The following is a 19,060-nucleotide window of genomic DNA, read 5'->3' on the forward strand; positions in this document are numbered from 1 at the left end:
AAATATAAAGGTTGGTACTGCTAAGCAGTACCAACCTTGGCCTTACGGTCAACATTTCGCAAATCAGAAGTTCATACGAACACCGGCAACAAAACGGCGGCCATTTTCATAGATTGAAAATAACCGGGCTTTATCAGTATTGTATTCAACAACTTCTTCATTGGTCAGGTTAACAGCTTCCAGGGAGAAGGTAATATTGTCGGTCAGGTTATAACTTAGACTGGCATCCAGTTGGCCATAACTGTCATTCCATAACTCATCACCGTTATAGTGCAGGCCTTTGTACCATTCAGTGCGGTAGTTATACATTAAACGGGCACCAATTTTATCTGTCTCATAGTACACGCTGGCATTAGCCATATGTCTGGATGTACCTTCAACCAGGCCCGATCCCGGCAAAGTCAGATCGCGCGTTTCATCACGTTTAGCATTGGTATAGGTGTAATTGGCACTTATGCCAAAATCACCAAACGCCTGCTGATAACTCACTTCAAAACCATCTGTTTTACCACCTGGGCCATTTTCAGGGCGGGTAAAGGTAACATCGACCCACTCTTCGCCTTCTTCCCAGTAGCGCTCATCCACAAAGGTTGAGAAGCTGCGGTAACTTTTTACATCTTTATGGAAGTACGTTACTGCAAACAAGGCTGATGCATCAAAATACCACTCCCAGGATATATCAAACTGGTCAGCAATTTGTGGCATTAACATTGGGTTGCTGGCACTACCCGTTGGCTGGGCTACGTCAAGCGAACCATAGGTGATAGAAGATGAAATATTATTCCAGTCTTGCCGTGCCATCACTCGCGCAGCACCAAAGCGCAGGATCTGATCGTCTGATAAATCAAAAGCAATATTCAGGCTGGGCAGCACTTCACTGTAGTCGTTATCCGTTTCAACCCAAGCCAGGTACTCCGGTGTCAACCATTCACGATCTATAGTTTGTAAGCCCCAGGAATCGCCGGAAAATTCATAGCCACCAGAGGTTTGTTTGGTATCAACATAACGAATACCAACGTTACCGCGGAAGCCCTCTCCCTCAAAATCCCCCTGAACATACAGCGCTAAAATATTCTCTTCAACACTCCAGATTTCTGGCAAATTAAGTGATTTAGCATAATCTGCCGGTACACCATTTAGCCCTTCAAAAGCAATTTGTTCCATAACAGCACGGTTATGAGCCAGTTGCCGTGTCATATTGCCATTTACTACAGCATCAATATTAACGGTGCCGCTGAACAGGCCACATTGGGCTAAATCGTAACAACTGGCAAAAATATGATCCAGATAACTACCTGCAACATCCTCGTTACCTGTCATGGTTTGTGGGCCATGCCAGCTATAAGCAATACGGTCCTGAGTACGTTCAGCTACGCGATATTTAACGCCGGTTTTTACTGCTGAAAACGCTCCTTTTTGTACCGGAATAGTGAAATCGAGCTGACCATAGGTTTCTTCGTCAGTTGTTGGTTTTTCGCCACCCCATATCCAGCCAGGCCGGAACTGAGTAGGGTCAGACGCATCTACCGTAGTTGACGCCGATGGTTTACTACCACGCAAATCAAAGGTGTAGCCGGTAATATCTGCCGGGGTACCATATTCCCATGACGTTTCGCGATAAGTACCACCTTTGGCTTTGGTATGGCCTACCTGAGTATGTAATTCAAACGTTTCTGCACTATAGGTCAGATCGAAGTCTATAGATCGGGTTTCAGTAGAAGATACACGATTAATAAAGTTATATGCCGCTGTACCACCCGTCGCGACTTCACCTGCAACAATACTGCCATTTTCGATGACCGTGTTTGTCAGTGCAGCGGCATTGTTATTGACAAAAATAAGCCAGTTCTGGTTCTGGTTGTTGGCGTCTACTTTAGAATCCAGTACGTTCAGCACCATATCCAGATTGTCATTTGGTCTTGCCTGTAATGACAAAAACAAGGTTTCGCGTTCGCGGTCTTGTTCAAACCGAGGCACACCAATATGGCTCGGTACTTTTGTATCTAAATCAGGGTTAGTTGGCCAGCCCAGAACTTCAACACCTTCACGAACAACTTTACGATCCTGCTTAATAGCCGACACTAAAATACCGAAACTGTCGTCATCGTTTTTCCAGGAATACAAGCCAGAGATCTGAGGGTCCCACTTTTCTGACGTTTCTGAATACTGCCCTTCCAGAGAAATATTGACTGAATTAGCATCCATCGACAACGGTTTGCGTGTACGCAGAATAACCGTACCGCCAATCGAACCTTCATCAATACTGGCAAGCGGCGATTTATAAACTTCTAAATCGGATACCAGTGCTGACGGCAACATAGTGTAGTTAAAGCTACGCCCCGGATTATCCAGAATAAACCAGTCTGCTGTTGCTACGGTCTGACCATTAAGTAAAGTACGGTTAGTAGATGAACTGGCACCGCGTACTGTAATTTTTTCACCTTCACCAAACTCACGGCTTACACCGACACCGGTAATACGTGACAATGACTCGGCAACGTTTTTATCAGGAAACTTGCCGATATCTTCTGCCGTAACCACATCTACCACGGCATTTGAGTAGCGCTTGGCATTTAAGTTAGCCTCTTGTGACGCGCGGATACCGCGGATCTCTATAACTTCAACCTGTTCTGTTGTTTCAACCTGATCAGCGGCAAATGCCGGCATTGTTAATGCGGCGCTTCCTACCAACAAGCTGAGTTTCACTGCTAAGGCACATTTATTAATTTTATTGTGCTGCATATGCTTCTCCCGTTCCTGTTTTAATTTTTACTGTTTTACTTCATCCCGGACACTTAATGACAACGCTGTCATTGCAAATGAACATACACAAAAAAATTTGCCTTTGCAAACCCAATACGACGAAAATTTAACCATATTACCCACAACACGCTATTGGCTTATTTAGCCGCCTCTTTGCTACGGTAAAAATCTGCTCGTAAAAAAAGCAGCTCTGTAGGTTTATTTTTTAAAATTAATTCATAAAGTTAAACAAAAATACTGCCAGATAAAGCAAAGCGGAGCTCAGTGCAGTAGTAATTAACATTTGCCGTTTAGCTCAAAAAGAGGTATCCATTAGTTTAATTTGATCTAACAGATGACCAGCGCTGTCATTTCTATACTAAACATTACTGCAAATGGCGATATAATAGGCAGCCTTAACGTAGTAAAACCGTGGGATAAACCATGAAAGTAACCATTAATGATGTTGCCAGCCATGCTGGGGTATCCATTAAAACCGTATCCCGGGTAATGAACAATGAACCGTCGGTGCGAAAAGACACCTATGACAAAGTGATGGCCGCTATAACCGCACTGCAATATCAGCCTAATGCCGCCGCCCGTAACCTGGCCAGTAGCCGCTCATTTAGCATTGGTTATATTTACGACAACCCTAATGCCTATTATGTTATTGATATGCAACGTGGTTTACTTGATGCCTGCCGCAAGCACGGTTATGAGTTGCTTATTCACCCTACCAATGCCAAATCACCGGATATTGTGCAGGAGGTTATAGATTTAGTGCAGCAATCACGTTTAGCCGGTCTGGTGCTGACACCACCGTTTTCTGAAATGCCACATATTGCCGAAGCGCTGGAAAAAATCGGCGTGCATTTTGTCAGAATTATCTCCGGCTCTACCCCATCGCCTAAGTTAAGTAACTGCGTGCTGGTAGACGATTTTACCGCCGCCTTTAAAATTACTAACCATCTGCTGGAACTGGGCCACACGGATATCGCCTTTTTATGCGGTGACGAAGAACACAGCTCAAGCGGCGAGCGCTTAGCCGGTTATCAGGCCGCACTGACTAAACGCGGCATTACCCCCAACCCCAAATTTATTGTGCCGGGCAGTTATTCATTTGAATCGGGCGTAAAAGGCGCAAAACAGCTGATGAACCTGAGCAAAAAACCCAGCGCTATTTTTGCCTGTAATGATGAAATTGCCGCCGGTGCCCTATTCAGTGCCCGGCTGATGAATATTGCTATTCCACAGCAACTGGCCATTGCCGGTTTTGAAAACAGCCCGTTTTCACGCCAAACCTGGCCGCCGTTAACCACGGCACATCAGCCTAACGTTACCATAGCGCAGCAAGCGGCAGAGTTGTTATTCCGCCATGCCAAGCCTAATGCCAGCAAGATGCTGGCAGACAAACAGCCGGTATTTATTCCTGAGCTGCTGGTGCGTGAATCTACTGCTGTTAATGATTAATAATATCAAGACAAGATTTTTGAAAATCTTGTCTTGATATATGCAACTAGTACGCACATCTGGGAACTGTACATGTTAGAGTTGTACCAGAAAATGAGCATATCATAATGTAAGAAGTGCACGTCATATTATTAAATACTGATACGCCAAACATTGCCTCCAGATACTGTCTCATACTTTGATAACTTTCTGGATTAGAAAATTGATATGAACCGGTGATCATATTACGATTGGTTGGCACAGTATTATTATCTGCGTCCCTTGCTGTATTCTCAGCTATATCTAAGGTTCGGGAAGACAGATTTGGGTATACGAGGATAGAAGAACCGTCAGGGAACTCTATTCTATAGCCTAACTTCAGATCTTTAAGATGCAGAGCCCCCAATGACAGAGTGTCTGTTATTCTATTGGTTATTGCTGCAATATCATATACACCTAATGCAATATGGGACTCATACATATTGTTTCGCATTTGGCTGTTAGATAAAAAGTCATGAACAGTGATAGCTGGGTGTATTATTTTCACAGTTCCCAACTCAAAGGGAGCCGCATTCTTCAAGAGCAACGATGGTGCAACCTTATTATTTAAGGATCTATTGTTCTGAATAGCAGATTTCAAACTGTCGTACAGAGCAAAGATATCATTAAACGCTTCCTGCTCAGCAGGGTTCAAAGGAATTAAATTCGTTTTATGAATGGGAAATCGGTCTGGTCCTTCTACAACATAATCTATGTACACATTGTATTTGAAGCCCTCTCGCATATAAAAATCAGCTACATACACTTCACCGGATTGATTCCAGTTAAATACTGACTTTGCTGCGTGCTCCCGACCAACAGTACCGCATGGATCACAGGCAGTAATTTTTGCTATAGAAGCAGCAGTAGCATTCAGAGATCCAATTATCAACAAAAGTGTAAAAAGCATGTATTTTAACATTGCACATTCCTGTAATTGATGTTCCTATATAAGATAAACAGGAAAAGACTTAAAGTAAACAAAATTTAAACATTTACAAGCAGACAACACCCAAATGACTCCCATTTACATTACACCGTCAACCTAAAAGCACTTAAATTATTTACTTTGAGAAAAACAGACTGTATTTTGTGCCTATTCACAATAATTAGTACATTGAGAAAATCCCAGGCAGACAGCATTCTCCGGCAATATAGCATTAACAGTTGATTGATTATAAAGAATTCAAAAGGGGCCTTTAGTATGATTATGACCAATACTTATGACGGATTAGTCGGTTTCGTAGTGACCTTTATAGCAGCCATGCTATGGGTGCTGCTACCAATATTTATCTACCTGATTGGCAGTAGGGTTCGTCGTATGTTACGAATTATGGAGTCGAACCAAATTGCAATTGAGGATCTGAACCGCAATGTCAAAATATTAACCGAGATACAGAAAAAACAATTATAAAACAACAGCCTAAATTCACCCGATGTAATATTTTAACTAAATAGAGAGGCTATGCAGTTTGCAACAGCCTCAACTATTTTTTCGGTACTCTATCCAAAGTTATAATAGGTTGGTGAACCCGGCCCCACCGGCAGGCCAAATACAAACACCCACAGGTAAAACAATGTAACCCAGCCGACAAAAAACACCATGGTGTAGGGCAGCATGGTGGCAATCAGTGTACCTATGCCTAAATCCTTTTTGTAGCGTGCCGCTACCGCCAGTATTAAACCAAAGTAGCTCATCATCGGTGTAATAAGGTTGGTAACAGAATCACCGATCCGGTATGCCGCCTGTATTACCTCGGGGGAATAGCCAACGATCATCAGCATCGGCACAAAAATGGGTGCAAAAATTGCCCACTGCGCCGATGCAGAGCCCAGTGACAGGTTCACCAACGCGCACATACCAATAAAAAACACAAACAGCATTGGGCCGGTCAGGCCAATATCCTGCAGCAAGGTTGCACCTTTTACTGCCAGAATCGACCCCAGATTCGACCAGCCAAAAAAGGCAACAAACTGAGCCGCAAAAAATACCAGTACGATATACAACCCCATTGAGCTGATGCTTTTGGCCATAGCATTAATTACATCGCGGTCGGTTTTCATAGTGCCGACAATACGGCCGTAGATATAACCCGGTATCGCAAAGCTGATAAAAATAAATACCACTATGCCTTGTAAAAACGGTGAGCCGGCAACTAAACCCGTTTGTGGGTGGCGTAACGGCCCCCATTGCGGCACCACACTTAGTGCTAATAAAACACCCAGCGCAACAAAGGCCAACCCGGCTGCTGTTAAGCCGCGTTTTTCCGCAGCAGTCAGCTTATCCAGTTGCGGCTCGCCCAGTTCAATCGCCGCTTCACGCACATCATATTTGCCCAGTTTCGGCTCGACTATTTTTTCAGTAACAAAAGCACCCAGCGCCGCAATAAAAAAGGTACTGGCAATCATAAAAAACCAGTTCGCTTCTGGCCCTACAGTGTAGTTAGGGTCAATTAAATTGGCAGCAGACTGGGTAAAGCCCGCCAGTAACGGGTCAACAGTACCAATAAACAAATTAGCGCTATAGCCGCCTGACACACCGGCAAAAGCAGCTGCTAAGCCTGCCAGCGGGTGCCGGCCCAGTGAATGGAAGATCACTGCCGCCATCGGTATTAACACCACATAACCAAGCTCAGATGCCGTATTAGAAATAATACCGGCAAACACGATAGTCACGGTAACCATACGCTTGGACGCGCCCATAACCAGGCCACGCATCGCGGCAGAAATCAGCCCGGAGTGCTCGGCAATACTCACACCCAGCAAAGCTACCAGCACCACACCCAGTGGCGGAAAGCTGGTAAAATTAGTAACCAGGTTAGATACAATGCGTTGCAGGCCATCAACACTAACCAGGTTAACCACACGGATCACGCCATCTGCCGCCCGCCCGGCAGTACCTTCCGGCCGCGGATCTACCGCGCTAACGTCAAAGTATGCTGCTATACCGCTGCCCAGCACCACGGCTACTGCAAACATCGCAAACAAGGTAACAGGGTGTGGCAACAGGTTACCAAACCACTCTACCGTATCAAGAAAACGGGTAAACCAACCACGTTTGCCGTTATCGGCAGTGTAATTGTCAGAAGCTGACATAAAGTATCCTCAACGTAAGACTTTATCCGGTGCTACAACCACTGGGTTAGCACACTGATTATGCCGCTTTATGCCATACAGAGCGTAATAAGCTATTAAAACGCTGAAAAATAACATTTATGACGGCCAAAACCATCATCGGAGCGGGCGTAATTTTGTTGTAAGCCGGCAAATTTAGCACAACTGGCGGGCATCACAAAACCTCAATAGCTTATTCTGTCAATTAGCCATCCGGATAACATCGTACCTCAATGTTTTAGCGCAACATAAAGTACGCAGGCACTTATAGCACTAAAGTAGCGTTGCCCAACTTTAGCGCGGCTTCTAGCATGAGCAGAATCAGCCAATAGCTATTTCACTACGGAGCAAACAGCATGCAGGTTCTTGTAACAGGGGGTACCGGCGGTATAGGTTTTGCCATTGCCAGCCATTTTGCCGCTCAGGGGCACAAGGTTATTCTTGCCGATCTGCAACAAAGCAGTATCGACAACAAAGTGGCAGAGCTTCAACAACAGGGGTTTGCCGCAGAGGGCATTGTGCTTGATGTTACCGATGCGGCCTCAATAGCCAACTGTGCGGCAAAATACCCGGCAGATGTACTGATTAACAATGCCGGCATTCAGCATGTTGCCAGGCTGGAAGATTTTCCACCGGAAAAATGGCAGCTATTGCTTAATGTCATGCTTACCGGCCCGGCAATGCTAAGCCGCGCTATGCTGCCTGGCATGCGCCAGCGTAATTTTGGCCGCATTATTAATATTGGTTCTATTCATGCGCTGGTAGCCTCGCCATTTAAATCGGCTTATGTTGCTGCCAAACATGGTTTACTCGGTTTTAGTAAAGTGGTGGCACTGGAGAACGCCGACATCAATTTTACCATTAATACTGTTTGTCCGGCTTATGTAAAAACCCCGCTGGTAGAGCAACAAATTGCGGCTCAGGCAAAAGAACATAACCTGACCGAGCAACAGGTAATAGAGCAGATCATGCTGGCGCCTATGCCACAAAAAGCTTTTATTGGTGTTGATGAAATTGCCGCCACTGCAGCCTTTTTATGTAGTGAGGCCGCACGGCATATGACAGCGCAAACCCTGGTGCTGGATGGCGGCTGGACAGCACGCTAGCTCAATGGTGAAAACTCGGGCACAATCCGTACATTATGTTATCTGATGACAGCACCTGAACTTATGATGCTAAACGGCAGCAGCATTGGGCTTGGCACCATTGCTGCGCTTTCGTTGGTTTACCTGTTAATTTTGTTCAGCGTCGGCCGTTTTGGCAGGCGCATTAATAGTAAACACCCACTGGCCCCCTGGGTGTTCAGCTTTGCGCTGTCTATTTATTGTACGTCCTGGGCATTTTATGGTGTTACCGCACAGGCCGCCGTAAACGGCTGGTGGATGCCCCCTACTTATATCGGTTCTTTTATTCTGTTCTGGTTCGGCTTTAAGCTTATTGCCCGTATTGCTATTGCCTGCCGCCGTTACCGCATCACCTCTGTTGCCGACTTTATCGCCACCCGCTTTGGCCATTCACGCAGCCTGGCGGTGATCACCACACTTATTCTGTTGATGTCTACGGTGCCTTATATTGCGCTGCAGCTGCATGCCGTATCTACCAGCATTAATACCCTGGTTGGCAGTGCCCCCAGCCTGGCCTGGTACAGCGATACCGGGCTGTATGTCAGCTTATGGATGGCCGTATTTGCGCTGCTGTTTGTCAGCAAAAGTGCCAAGGCTCACCAGCCCAACCCCGGCCTGATGACCGCCATCGCCTTTGAATCGCTGATTAAATTACTGGCCCTGCTGGCTATTGGCGCCTTTGTATTTTGGGGTATGTACGACGGTATCGGCCAGATTTTCCAACTGGCCGCGCTCAGCCCGGCGGTGCAACAGGTGCAGCAACAGGCTCTGCCGGCCCACACCTACTGGCTGCACGTATTGCTGGGTTTTGCTGCTACCTTGTGTCTACCACGGCAGTTTCACGTTACCTTTGTTGAAAACCAGCATCTGGGGCATTTACGCAGCGCACGCTGGATTTTTCCGCTTTATCTGCTGCTAATGGGTATGTTTACCCTGCCGCTGGCACTGGCCGGCGTAATGTTGCTGGGCAGCAATGCCAATATCGATCTGGTGGTACTGCAACTGCCACTGGCGGCACAGCGTACCGATATCGCTTTGCTGGCTTATCTGGGTGGTTTTTCTGCCGCGACCAGTATGGTGGTAGTGGCCACAGTAGTGCTGGGTATTATGATCACCAACGAACTGCTGGCCCCGCTGCTTTACCGCACACCGGCGCGCCAGGCAGCAGCGTCCGGCCATATCAAAATTTCAACCCTGCGCCGTATTGCCATGCTGGCGGTTATGGCACTGGGTTATGTGTATTATCGCTGGATCGGCACCGAAACCGGCCTGGCTCAGCTGGGTTTAACCGCCTTTGCCCTGGTAGCACAACTGGCCCCGGCGCTGATCCTTGGCTTGCTCAGCCGCAATATTAACCGTCAGGGCGCTATTGCCGGTTTATGTGGCGGCGCGCTGGTGTGGGCTTATATTATTTTACTGCCCGAACTCAGCCGGGCCGGTTTACTGGGCAATCAGTGGTTAACGCAAGGGCCTTTTGGTATCGGCCTGCTGGCACCGCAAAAACTACTGGGCTTAAATATCGATATGATTAGCCTGGGCGTACTGATCAGCCTGACAGTAAATTGTTTATTAGTGCTAATAGTCAGCCGTTTTAGCACCACCCGGGTGGGCGAATGGCTGGAAAGCGGCCGCTTTTTACGTACCCAGCTTACCCAGCACAACGCCAGGCCACTTAACCTCAGCGTGCAGGATTGCTACCTGCTGGTAAAACGCTTTGCCGGAGAAAAAGAAGCCCGCCGCCTGCTGCAACGTAATTTAAAAGACCCAAACGCTTTGCAACAACTGGCACCGGCCAATTTGCTGCAAGCCGCCGAACGCAGTTTAGCCGCCGTAGTAGGCGGTGCCTCTATGCGACTGATTATGGACGCCAGCGGCCGCCATGCGGCGCTGCCGCTGGAATCGGTAGCCCGTTTTGTCGACGAGGCCAGCCAGGTATTTCAGTTTAATCAGGCATTGTTACGTTCCACCATCGACAATATCAGCCAGGGTATCAGCGTGGTAGATGCCGATCTGCGCCTGATAGCCTGGAACCAGCGCTATATTGATATGTTCAGCTACCCGCCGGCACTGGTAGAAGTAGGCCGGCCGGTAGCCGATGTTATTCGCTTTAACCTGCAGCGCGGCCTGATCGACAGCCACGACATAGAAGCCGAAATTAACAAACGGCTTAGCTACCTGAGGCAAGGCAGCGCCTATAAATTTCAGCGCCGCCAGCAAGACGGCCGCGTACTGGAAATGCAGGGCAACCCATTACCCGGCGGAGGCTTTGTTACCACCTACAGTGATGTCAGTGCTTTTATCGATACCCAGCAGCAATTAGAACAACGCGTAACAGAGCGCACCCAGGCCCTGCAACAACTTAACCAGCAGTTGCAACTAGCGCAGCAAAAAATTGAAGCCGCTACGCAGGCGAAAACCCGCTTTTTTGCTGCTGCCAGCCATGACTTAATGCAGCCGTTTAATGCCTCAGCTCTGTTTGCCAGCCTGCTGCGCGATAAACAAACCGAGCCCGAGCTTAAACAACTTAGCCAGAACCTGATCAGTTCTTTAAATTCTGCCGAAGAGCTGCTCGGGGCCATACTGGAGCTGACTAAACTGGATTCAGGCGTGATCAGCGCCCATCACCAGCCGGTAACTATACAAGCGCTGCTGGATGACATTGCCAAAGACGCCGGCGTTCTGGCACAGGAAAAAGGCCTGTCGTTGCATTACCGGCCATCAAAGCTGGCAGTAAATACCGACAGAAAACTACTAAAACGGGTGGTGCAAAACCTGTTATCCAATGCCATACGTTACACCCAAAGCGGTAAAGTACTGCTGGGCGTAAAGCGGCGCGGCAGCGATGTGCAAATTTGCGTTATAGATACCGGTGTTGGCATTGCGTTACAGGATCAACAACGTATTTTTGAAGAGTTTCAGCAAGGTGAGCAGCAGGATCAAAAAGGCCTCGGGCTGGGTCTGGCGATAGCACGACGTATCAGCACTATATTAGGCCACCCGTTAACACTGCAATCGGTGCCGGGCAAAGGCAGTTGTTTTAGCGTTACTTTACCATTAAGTAACACACCGGCTATTTTACTTACCCCAGTCAGACCGCCACAAATCCATATCAGCTTTAGCGGTAAAACCGTATTATTACTGGATAATGAATCGCAACTGCGCGCGGCCGTCGCGGAGCTGCTGCGCAGCTGGCAGATTAACGTTACGGCTGTCGGCCAGCCGGCGGAAGCGCTGCAGGCGTTGCAACAAGGTCTGAAACCCGATTTACTGCTGTTTGATTATCATCTGGACAACAATGCCACCGGCATTGAAGTTGCAGAGCAACTGGCGGCACATTTCGCTGTTAATGTACCGGTGGTAATTCACTCAGCAGATCATAGTGAAGACATCCGCGAAAGCGCACTAAATGCCGGTTACTACTTCTTACTTAAGCCGTTAAAACCAGTAGCGCTGAAACAACTGTTCCAGCGCCTACTGCGTTAACCAATACGTCATGTTTAGCTGGCGCTTCTAAAGCGCCGGCTGAACGGTAATACCGCAACGAGTGCAAACAACCACAGTGTTGCTGGCACCGGTATTTCTGCCGCACACTGCCCCTGCCCCACACCAATACAAGCGCCGCGCGCCATCAGATCCAGACTGATCCCATCAGCACCGACAACGTTAAGCTCAAAATTAGTATCAGAACCAAAATTAATCAGGCTAACTCCATCGGTAAGCGCCAGAAAGCTGACTGAAAACAGCCGTACCGGTTCTGTTTGCTTTAACGCCAGCTCAGCATCAGTCAGAAAAGACACCATAAAACTACTGACAGCACCACCGGTGATATTAAAATCATACAGCGCATCCAACAGCGGATCGTCAGTAAAGTTAGCCAGATCAAAAAACACGTCTGTGGCTTGCAGAATACTGTCATCAAACAGCAACAGCAGATCCCAACCAGAAACAATTTCGCCAGCCAGGCCAGAGACAAACACATCCACCGACAAAGTGTCAGAAACCGCTCCTTGCTGCTGGGCCGGGGACATATAAATCATCGCCGCTTTGGCCGGCAAAGCTGCCAGTAATACCGCAAACATAACGGACATCATAAACTTACTCATAATAGTATCCTTCTATTTAGGTTAAACCGTTGGCTAAGGTGCTATGGCACAGCGGGGTAAGCTGCACTTCAGCGCACATAAACGGGTATCGTTGACAGTTATTAAGCCATCGCCATTTTGATCCCGGACATCACCAGGCAACGCGGTCTGCCCAATACCGGCACGCACCAGTGCTACGTCAACCGAATCAGTAGCACCATTACCGTTGACATCACAACCGGCATCCACTGCAGTAATAGTAAGGTCAAACAGTATTGGTGAGTCGCCCTGATCACTGCCATTTAACCGGCTTTGCACTTGTATAAACCGGCCACTGCCCGCCAGAGGGTCTGCTTTGCCTGTGAGCTGATAGCTGGCTAATGCCAATCCGGCTTCTGTTTCCGCCATACGATACGATACCTGTACCGAGGTATTAGCAGGCACCAGGTCGTTCCAATTGATATTGTCCCACGCCATACCAGCGCTACCACCGTCGTACACTACGGTCCAGGTGCCGGTTGGGTTGGTCACATTACGGGCCACCAAACCGGTTGCATCGCTGTAGGTATAGGGCATATTGCCGACCGGAAATACCCCCAGCGGCGCGCCATCGGTTCCGCGGTATTTTTGCACGCGCCCAGCACTGGTAAAACCAATTTGCAGCACATCGTTATTGGCATCTACCTGAATACCTACTGAGCTGCTGCCACCGGCTTGCAACGGTGCCTGCCACTGTAAAGTGCCATCGGGCGCCACTTTACGTACGGTTGAACTACCGGCAATAATATTACCGCTGCCATCCACCACAATACCTGAGCTGCCAACTGTCATATTAGGAATAGCACTGTAGGTGTTAGTGGCTGGGTCAAACTGCTGATTGGCACTGCCTAAGTACACCTTGCCATTACCTAAGCCAATACCGTAATTAAAACCAGAAGCAAAAGACGCTACGGTGTAAGGTCCGGCATTACTTTGAGTGTTGGTAATTTTACCTAAAATACCAGACAGAGAAGCACTCCACAGCGTACCATCGGCACTAATCAAACAGCCATAAGGTGTCCAGGAGCCGGCATTAGGTTGCCCGGCACTGGGTGCTGTTGACACCGGCCCGGCGATGGTAGAACCGTCGGCAGCACTGATTTTGTAGTAAGTACGATCACTAAACAGGCCCACCCACAAATTGCCATCGGTACCGATACACATAGCGCGGCCCAGCACTCCCGTTGGCCGCAGCGGGGCGCCAATGCCATCGGGTATGCGTTTTACCCAGGCAATGCGTTCATCCTGAATTTCATTATCATCAATAATGCCATTGCCGTTTGCATCGGCCAGCGGCAGCATTTCACCGGGTTCAATAATGCCGTTATTACTCGTATCAGCGGAGGTGTCCATAACACCGTTGCCATTGCGGTCGATAAAACCTTCTGCCAGTATTTTCAGTACCACGCCCCCACTACTGCTCCCCTGGCTAAAATGCCGGTTCAGCACATAGGCATTACCGTTAATATCCACCGCGGTGCGTGACGGCGCGGCGCCATCATAAGCGTTGCCCAGATGGTTATAAAAGCCCGGCTGCCCCGCCGGACCAAACCAGGTGCGATAGCGTGCGACCTCTTTATTCAGGTTAGTGTCAAACTTAGACACCGTATCTTCACCGGCGTTGGCTATCCACGCCACCGGAAAAGTAGTACCAACGGCATTAAGCTGCAGTTGATCGCTATTGGGCGCGTCATAGTTAACACCGTCCAGTAAGCCGAGGGCAAAATCAGCGTCCAGAGTATAGGTTTTTCCGGCCGCCAATGCTGCTGTACTGGCACAGCACAAAGTGGCAATGATCAGCTGGCACAACACGCCCTGCCTGACCAACCGGGTAGATTTAGTGTTCATACGACAGGTCTCCTTTTGTTAGCGACACCGCAGTTTGCAAAACACGTACTGCTGCAGGCTGGGGCACCTGGTCCATATCATGAGATTTATTATCGGTTAACCGCTCCGATTGTTTCGATACTAAATCGTAGGCAAAAATTTGCGCGGTACCGCTACGTAAACTGGTGAAAATGATCCGTTTGCCATCAGCCGCCCAATGCGGATTGAAATCTTCGTGCGGATGCCGGCTCAGGTTAGTTACCGCAGAGCCATCGGCGTTCATCAGGAAAATATCCATCCGGGTTAAGCCGGGATCATCCCGGCTACTGGCAAACACCAACTGACGGCCATCCGCAGACCAACGCGGTGTTTCATAGGCGGCCGGTTTACCGGCGGTCAAATTTATCGATTCACCACTGTGCAAATCAGTGCGAAACAGCGCTAAATAACCGCGCATATCGGCGACATACACCACAAAACGTCCATCCGGTGAAATCGCTGCATGCGCTTTATGCCGGGTAGACACCGACTGGCTGATATTTTTCAGGCCGCTGCCATCACGCTGTGTAACCCAAACATCGTTTTTACCTTGATCATTCTCGCCCAGAAAAACTAATTGCTGGCTGTCTGCCGACCAGACTGGCGCGTCCGGGCCTTTTTCCGCACCATCCGCCGCTACTACTGTCACAGCGCCATCATCCAAGCGGACGATATGCAACTCGACTCCGGCCTTGCTGTTGTCTCGCGCCAGAAAAGCAATTGCGCTACCATCGGGTGACCAGGAAGGGGCGGTTTGCCACAACAGGCTATCGTTAAGCCGACGCAAATTGCTGCCATCGGCGTTAATCAGGTAAATTGCTGACTGACCATTTCGTACCGAGCTAAATGCCAGTTGAGAGCCATCAGCAGACCAGGCTGGCTGGGTATTTACTGAGTTGCCACTGGTCAGTGCCCGCTCTTCATAACCCTGACTAACATAAATATGTGCATTACCATCACGGATGGAAACAAATGCCATACCTTGTTGCAGCGAGCCTGCCGTCGCGGCACTGCTGCCTAACAGCAACATTGCAGCAGCAAAATGCAAGTATTGATAAGACGCCATCGTTACTCCCCTGCCGGATGCACCAGCACTATCGAAGTTGCTATCAGACGGTTACTGCTATCACGTACCTGCAACTGATACTTGCCCGCACTGGAGGTAACTAACTGATACGACAAGCTACCGTCACTACCAGAACTCACCAGCTCCTGAGTTGTTTTTTTGCCCACTGTGGTTTTCACCGTGAAACTGGCTCCGGCAGCAAAATGCTGGCCATTAAGCTGAACCAGATCACCAACCACAGCTTGCGATGGCCCATACAACACCGGCTTAGCGGCGGCCATTACCGTGGAACTGACAAACAATATTGAAACAATACTGGTGGCGCAGATGCGCCGAATTGAAAAAGGGTTTTCCATTGCTAGCTTCTCCTTTGCTATAAAGCAGAAACCCGCATCACACCTTAATATGCAGGGGATACTACAATGAGGGATAATGCATAGCACAGGCCAATATTAGAACTTGCTGTTTTAATTCATGTTGCTGCAGCAGTGGTTGTATAGCATTGTGCTGGCTGTAAAGCCTATTGACGCAAGAGCAGCAGGTTTAGTACCGCTGCAGCTGACAGAGTTATTGTGGCAGGCGCAATTTTTCAAACAAAATACCGGCCAGAGTGCGGTTATTAACGTTAAGTTTGCGCAAAATGGCTGATACATGCTGCTTAATGGTGGTTTCCTGCACGTTCATTTCAAAGGCAATTTGCTTATTCAGCAGGCCGTCGGCAATCATTTTTAACACCCGGAACTGCTGCGGGGTAAGTTGCTCCAGGCGGTGGGCAAAATCTTCATCAATCAGCGGTTTGGCATTACGTACATCCTGCTCCAGTTCGGCTGGTAGCCAGCTGTCGCCGTTTAATACCGCCGCTATGGCCTCAGATAACAACTCCAGCGGCGCTGATTTGGGAATATAGGCCGCAGCGCCCAGTGCCAGTGCCTGGCGGATAATTACCGGGTTTTCTTCTGCCGATACCATAATAACCGGTACGTCGGGATATTCGGTGCGCAGTGCGCTTAAGCCGGTAAAACCGTCTGAACCGGGCATTTTTAAATCGAGAAAAATAAAGTTGGTGTCAGGGTGCGCCCTTAGCAAGGGCCAGAGTTGTTGCATGTTTTGCGCCTGCAGCAGCAGGGCGTCGCTGCCAAGAATATTGGCGCAAGCCTGCGATAGTGCTACGCGAAACAGCGGGTGGTCGTCAGCAATTAAAGCAATCATAAATCCGGTTCAGAGCCTTTTGGCCCATCATAATGTACCGGGGCTTTCGCCCCGGCAAGCACTTTGTTAATTAAAAACGGTAACCAACGCTCAGGCTAACAGTGCGCGGGTCAATATAAAAACCCAGTACTGAGTTATCCAGTGCAGCACCGGCAAAGTTATAACCGGCAATACGCGCTTGTTTGTCACCCAGGTTTTTACCCTGTAACGACACGTCCCAGTGGCCATCGTTTGAATACCAGTTCACACCGGCATTAAATACCGTGTAACCGCCGTAATCCAGCATTGACGGTACTTCAAAAATCTGGGTTTCACTGCGGTGCGCCATATTGGCCGTAATGACAAACTCACCTATTTCAGTCGCAATGCTGTACTTACCGGCCAGGGTTGCGGTGAGTTCCGGCGTATTGGCAAAAGCCCAAACGTTTGACACGTCCACCACCTGCTGCTGGTTCGGGTCAAAAAACTCTACTTTATTAAAGCTGGCATCTACATAGCCGACTATCATACTTAAATCGAAATTACGGCTTACTGCAAACTGCGCTTCAAGCTCTACGCCGTTAATATCGGCACTGGCAGCATTTAATACCTGTGAGGCCACCGTAACCACACCGGGTGAAGTTTCAACCGAGCGTTGCACAGTAACCTGCATATCGTCGTAAGACGACATAAACACCGCAGCATTTAAGCGTAAACGCTGATTAAACCACTCGCTTTTCATACCCAGCTCGTAGGTATCTACGGTTTCTTCCTGATACGGCTCGTCAGCATCAGGGTTGATAGACTGGTTAGCCCGCATATCAAAACCACCGGATTTAAAACCGTTGGTGTAGCTGCCGTACAGCATCAGATCGCGGCTGTACTGATATTCAGCGCCCACCCGCGGCGAGAAATGGCTGAAGCTCTCTTTACCGCTAAATTCGGTTTGGGTAGACAGGTAAACGCCGTCATTATCACGCGGGAACTTATAACCGGCATAAACATAGCGATACACGCTGGCGTCTTTATCATCCTTGGTATAACGGCCACCAAAGGTTAATGACCATTTATCATCCAGCTGATAAGTGCCCTGGGCATAAGCTGCAATGCTGTCGGTTTGCACACAACCGCCGTTTTCGGTGGTGCTTAAGCCATAAACCACCTGGCCAAAGGCACCGCAGGCTTCGCCGTCGTAGTAATACAGGCCGGATGCTACTTTGAGCTTATCATCGCTGTATAACAGCTGTAGCTCTTGCGATACCTGAGTGTCTTCATAAAATGCCGGGATATCCAGCGTTGGAAAGCTGGTAGAGTCGAAATCGATATTGGTATCGGTTACACCTTCGCGCCGGGCAGTAACAGACTTAAGCGTCCAGTTATCAGACAAATCCAGCGTCATGGTAATAGACTGGCCTTCAGTTTCTACCTTATTGGTTACCGGCATGCTGATATTGGCATCATATACGCTGCCCGGCACAGCATCTGTTGGTGCCAGTGCACTGGGGAACAGCCTGAAACCTCCGCGCGGGTTTGAATCATCTACCGTTTTATCCGCGTTTAGCAACATGCGAAAACTGTCGTTCACGTTCCACTGCAGGCTTACCCGGCCTGTCATCAGCTCTTTGTTGTAGTTGTCATCACCGGTATTTAAAAACTTACCAAAACCGTCACGGTTAAAGGTAGCAAAAGCACCGCTGATATACACATTGTCGCTCAGGCCGGTCTGGCCGGAAATTTTCAGGTCACGCTGGTTTTTTGTGCCCACAGTGCCGCGCACGGCAAATTCGTTATCGCCGGTCAGTTGTTTGGTAACATACTTTACCGCACCACCAATGGTATTACGGCCATACAGTGTGCCCTGCGGGCCACGCAGCACTTCTATCCGTTCAACGTCGTATACATCCAGTGCTGCGCCTTGTGGCCGCGCCATGTATACGTCATCAATATAAATACCTACACCGGGTTCAAAACCCCACAATGGGTCCTGCTGGCCAATACCACGGATATAAGCAGTAAGGGTACTGTTGGTACCGCGCGATACCTGCAGTGTGGTGTTAGGTGAAAACTGCGCCACAGCAGTAATGTTGTCCATACCGCGCTGCGCCAGCTCTTCTTCACCCAAAGACGTTACCGCAACCGGTACTGTCTGCAAATTTTCTATGGTGCGCCGGGCAGTAACCTCGATGCGCTCCAGTTTAATTTCAGCATCGGCCTCTGTGGCCGTTTCCTGCGCCAGGGCGCCGGTGGCAAAGCAACTGCTGATCGCCAGTGCTACTAAGCTGGGTTTCAGTAGGGTACGGCTAAACTTGTGCTGTGCATCGCTATTATAGTTATTGGCCATCTTGGCTCTC

At 48.7% G+C, this 19,060-nt stretch carries 13 protein-coding genes; 4 read left to right on the forward strand and 9 right to left on the reverse strand.

What is annotated here, in order from left to right; all coding sequences use genetic code 11:
- Positions 1-63 precede the first annotated feature (63 nt).
- Entirely contained in the window at positions 64-2,742 is a 2,679-nt protein-coding gene (locus tag J3B89_RS02750) for a TonB-dependent receptor (RefSeq protein WP_251372177.1), read from the reverse strand.
- 444 nt (positions 2,743-3,186) lie between these two features.
- Between J3B89_RS02750 and J3B89_RS02755 the strand changes: the two genes are divergently transcribed.
- Entirely contained in the window at positions 3,187-4,212 is a 1,026-nt protein-coding gene (locus tag J3B89_RS02755) for a LacI family DNA-binding transcriptional regulator (protein WP_215395966.1), read from the forward strand.
- A gap of 46 nt (positions 4,213-4,258) precedes the next feature.
- Here the strand turns inward: J3B89_RS02755 and J3B89_RS02760 are convergent, their stop codons facing one another.
- Positions 4,259-5,152 carry a hypothetical protein gene (locus J3B89_RS02760; protein ID WP_215395967.1) on the reverse strand — a complete coding sequence of 298 codons (894 nt, stop codon included), beginning with the start codon at positions 5,150-5,152 and terminating at the stop codon, positions 4,259-4,261.
- 282 nt (positions 5,153-5,434) lie between these two features.
- Between J3B89_RS02760 and J3B89_RS02765 the strand changes: the two genes are divergently transcribed.
- Positions 5,435-5,644 (forward strand): hypothetical protein, encoded by a 210-nt coding sequence (locus J3B89_RS02765; RefSeq protein WP_215395968.1) that lies wholly within the window; start codon positions 5,435-5,437, stop codon positions 5,642-5,644.
- Between the two features lie 89 nt (positions 5,645-5,733).
- Here J3B89_RS02765 and J3B89_RS02770 read toward each other — a convergent pair whose 3' ends face one another.
- A complete protein-coding gene (locus J3B89_RS02770) occupies positions 5,734-7,326 on the reverse strand; it encodes an AbgT family transporter (protein ID WP_215395969.1) in 1,593 nt (530 codons plus the stop codon).
- 374 nt (positions 7,327-7,700) lie between these two features.
- On the opposite strand from J3B89_RS02770, the gene J3B89_RS02775 reads away from it, so the two are divergent.
- Together J3B89_RS02775 and J3B89_RS02780 are read left to right on the forward strand one after the other, a co-directional pair.
- Positions 7,701-8,450: a 3-hydroxybutyrate dehydrogenase gene (locus J3B89_RS02775; RefSeq protein ID WP_215395970.1), complete on the forward strand. Its 750-nt coding sequence runs from the start codon at positions 7,701-7,703 to the stop codon at positions 8,448-8,450.
- 45 nt (positions 8,451-8,495) lie between these two features.
- Positions 8,496-11,951, forward strand: coding sequence for a hybrid sensor histidine kinase/response regulator (locus J3B89_RS02780; protein ID WP_251372179.1), 3,456 nt, complete (start codon positions 8,496-8,498; stop codon positions 11,949-11,951).
- Between the two features lie 14 nt (positions 11,952-11,965).
- On the opposite strand, the gene J3B89_RS02785 is transcribed toward J3B89_RS02780, so the two are convergent.
- The 6 genes from J3B89_RS02785 to J3B89_RS02810 all read right to left on the reverse strand — a co-directional run bounded on the left by J3B89_RS02785 (position 11,966) and on the right by J3B89_RS02810 (position 19,050).
- Positions 11,966-12,571, reverse strand: a complete 606-nt coding sequence (locus J3B89_RS02785; RefSeq protein ID WP_215395971.1) for a hypothetical protein — start codon at positions 12,569-12,571, stop codon at positions 11,966-11,968.
- 33 nt (positions 12,572-12,604) lie between these two features.
- On the reverse strand, positions 12,605-14,437 hold the full coding sequence (locus J3B89_RS02790) for a hypothetical protein (RefSeq protein WP_215395972.1): 1,833 nt from the start codon (positions 14,435-14,437) through the stop codon (positions 12,605-12,607).
- The gene (locus J3B89_RS02795; protein ID WP_215395973.1) at positions 14,427-15,521 is read right to left on the reverse strand and encodes a TolB family protein; all 1,095 of its coding nucleotides are present in this window, start codon (positions 15,519-15,521) and stop codon (positions 14,427-14,429) included. Before J3B89_RS02795 ends, J3B89_RS02790 begins: the two co-directional genes overlap by 11 nt.
- 2 nt (positions 15,522-15,523) lie before the next feature.
- Entirely contained in the window at positions 15,524-15,877 is a 354-nt protein-coding gene (locus J3B89_RS02800; RefSeq protein ID WP_215395974.1) for a hypothetical protein, read from the reverse strand.
- Positions 15,878-16,088: 211 nt separating this feature from the next.
- Complete coding sequence (locus J3B89_RS02805; RefSeq protein WP_215395975.1) at positions 16,089-16,730, reverse strand: response regulator transcription factor; 642 nt, start codon at positions 16,728-16,730, stop codon at positions 16,089-16,091.
- Positions 16,731-16,800: 70 nt separating this feature from the next.
- A complete protein-coding gene (locus J3B89_RS02810; RefSeq protein WP_215395976.1) occupies positions 16,801-19,050 on the reverse strand; it encodes a TonB-dependent receptor in 2,250 nt (749 codons plus the stop codon).
- Between the last annotated feature and the right edge of the window lie 10 nt (positions 19,051-19,060).

Origin of the sequence: Rheinheimera oceanensis (genome assembly GCF_018831085.1) — a bacterium.
Taxonomy (GTDB): Bacteria; Pseudomonadota; Gammaproteobacteria; order Enterobacterales; family Alteromonadaceae; genus Alishewanella; species Alishewanella oceanensis.

Excerpts from the sequence above, each read along its gene's own strand:
- J3B89_RS02750 (WP_251372177.1), bottom strand. The coding sequence starts at position 2,742 with ATGCAGCACAATAAAATTAATAAATGTGCCTTAGCAGTGAAACTCAGC.
- J3B89_RS02755 (WP_215395966.1), top strand. The coding sequence starts at position 3,187 with ATGAAAGTAACCATTAATGATGTTGCCAGCCATGCTGGGGTATCCATT.
- J3B89_RS02760 (WP_215395967.1), bottom strand. The coding sequence starts at position 5,152 with ATGTTAAAATACATGCTTTTTACACTTTTGTTGATAATTGGATCTCTG.
- J3B89_RS02765 (WP_215395968.1), top strand. The coding sequence starts at position 5,435 with ATGATTATGACCAATACTTATGACGGATTAGTCGGTTTCGTAGTGACC.
- J3B89_RS02770 (WP_215395969.1), bottom strand. The coding sequence starts at position 7,326 with ATGTCAGCTTCTGACAATTACACTGCCGATAACGGCAAACGTGGTTGG.
- J3B89_RS02775 (WP_215395970.1), top strand. The coding sequence starts at position 7,701 with ATGCAGGTTCTTGTAACAGGGGGTACCGGCGGTATAGGTTTTGCCATT.
- J3B89_RS02780 (WP_251372179.1), top strand. The coding sequence starts at position 8,496 with ATGACAGCACCTGAACTTATGATGCTAAACGGCAGCAGCATTGGGCTT.
- J3B89_RS02785 (WP_215395971.1), bottom strand. The coding sequence starts at position 12,571 with ATGAGTAAGTTTATGATGTCCGTTATGTTTGCGGTATTACTGGCAGCT.
- J3B89_RS02790 (WP_215395972.1), bottom strand. The coding sequence starts at position 14,437 with ATGAACACTAAATCTACCCGGTTGGTCAGGCAGGGCGTGTTGTGCCAG.
- J3B89_RS02795 (WP_215395973.1), bottom strand. The coding sequence starts at position 15,521 with ATGGCGTCTTATCAATACTTGCATTTTGCTGCTGCAATGTTGCTGTTA.
- J3B89_RS02800 (WP_215395974.1), bottom strand. The coding sequence starts at position 15,877 with ATGGAAAACCCTTTTTCAATTCGGCGCATCTGCGCCACCAGTATTGTT.
- J3B89_RS02805 (WP_215395975.1), bottom strand. The coding sequence starts at position 16,730 with ATGATTGCTTTAATTGCTGACGACCACCCGCTGTTTCGCGTAGCACTA.
- J3B89_RS02810 (WP_215395976.1), bottom strand. The coding sequence starts at position 19,050 with ATGGCCAATAACTATAATAGCGATGCACAGCACAAGTTTAGCCGTACC.